Here is a 1,039-nt window from a genome sequence, read left to right as displayed (position 1 = left end):
CCGATGGCCGCCGCCACGGTCTCGCGGGCGCCCTCGACCAGCGCCCGCGCCTTGCGGCCTTCAGCGTGGACGGAGGACGGGTTCCCGGTGAGGTCGAACGCAGACGCCATCGCGGCCTTCGCCTGGGGGCGAAGGGGCGCGGTGGCGTTATAGTCTGCGTAGATGCGTGGGCCGGAGCTCATGGCCCCGGCTCATACGCCAATTCCTAGGAGGCTGACAGGCCGCGTTCCATCTCGTCGACCGATCCGCCCAGATAGTCCTTAACCTTGCCGGATATCACGTCGCTGATCGCCACCCCCTCCAGGAAGTCGCGGATATGATCGTCCAGGGCCCGCCACAGGCCGGCGGTGGCTCCGCCCGACCAGTCGCGGCCGTTGTTTTCAGCGTTTCCGGGCTCTTCGACGGCCCGGAAGACCTCTCCCACGGTGATTTCATCGCCCGGGCGCTGCAGGCGGTAGCCGCCGCCCGGACCACGGGAGGAAACGACCAGGCCGGCCTTCCGCAGCATGGCGAACAATTGCTCCAGATAGGAGAGCGAAATCTGCTGGCGTTCGGCGACTTCCGCGAGCGCGACGGGGCGTGAGGCTGAATGAGTGGCCACATCGACCAGGGCAATTACAGCGTATCGTCCTTTGGAACCCACTCGCATTGGCGGCCTTTTCAAACCAAACCGGGTCTATTTCCCGGGCTTTTGTAGGGTTACGCCGCGGTTGAACGTCCGGATCACACGAAATGCTTGAAATCCGAGTCCGAAATGGTGTTTGTCAGCCGCTCTTGGGCCTTGAGCCATCGAAACGGCCGTTACGCGGCCCTGATCAAGCGAGCACAGCATGGGCGAATTGATCATCTCCGGACCTGCAGGCCGGATTGAGGCGAGATATACACAGGCGCCGGGGGAAAACCCGCCGATCGCCCTGATTCTGCATCCTCACCCCAAAGCGGGCGGGACGATGCAGGATCCGGTCACCATCACCCTGTTCGAGATGTTCGCGGCTCATGGTTTCTCGACCATGCGCTTCAACTTCCGCGGCGTGGGCCG

At 63.9% G+C, this 1,039-nt stretch carries 1 protein-coding gene and 2 pseudogenes; 1 reads left to right on the top strand and 2 read right to left on the bottom strand.

What is annotated here, in order from left to right; translation table 11 throughout:
• Both EON91_RS14600 and EON91_RS14595 read right to left on the bottom strand, forming a co-directional pair.
• A pseudogene (locus EON91_RS14600) lies at positions 1 to 182 on the bottom strand (cysteine desulfurase); the annotation flags it as partial.
• Between the two features lie 23 nt (positions 183 to 205).
• On the bottom strand, positions 206 to 649 hold the full coding sequence (locus tag EON91_RS14595) for an Rrf2 family transcriptional regulator (RefSeq protein ID WP_292096156.1): 444 nt from the start codon (positions 647 to 649) through the stop codon (positions 206 to 208).
• Between the two features lie 181 nt (positions 650 to 830).
• Here EON91_RS14595 and EON91_RS14590 point away from each other — a divergent pair.
• A pseudogene (locus EON91_RS14590) lies at positions 831 to 1,039 on the top strand (alpha/beta hydrolase); the annotation flags it as partial.

Origin of the sequence: Brevundimonas sp., from assembly GCF_004210735.1 — a bacterium.
Classification (GTDB): domain Bacteria; phylum Pseudomonadota; class Alphaproteobacteria; order Caulobacterales; family Caulobacteraceae; genus Brevundimonas.
Note: the sequence above shows the minus strand (reverse complement) of the source record. Positions and strands in the feature narration are given on the sequence as shown.

Excerpts from the sequence above, each read along its gene's own strand:
- EON91_RS14595 (WP_292096156.1), bottom strand. The coding sequence starts at position 649 with ATGCGAGTGGGTTCCAAAGGACGATACGCTGTAATTGCCCTGGTCGAT.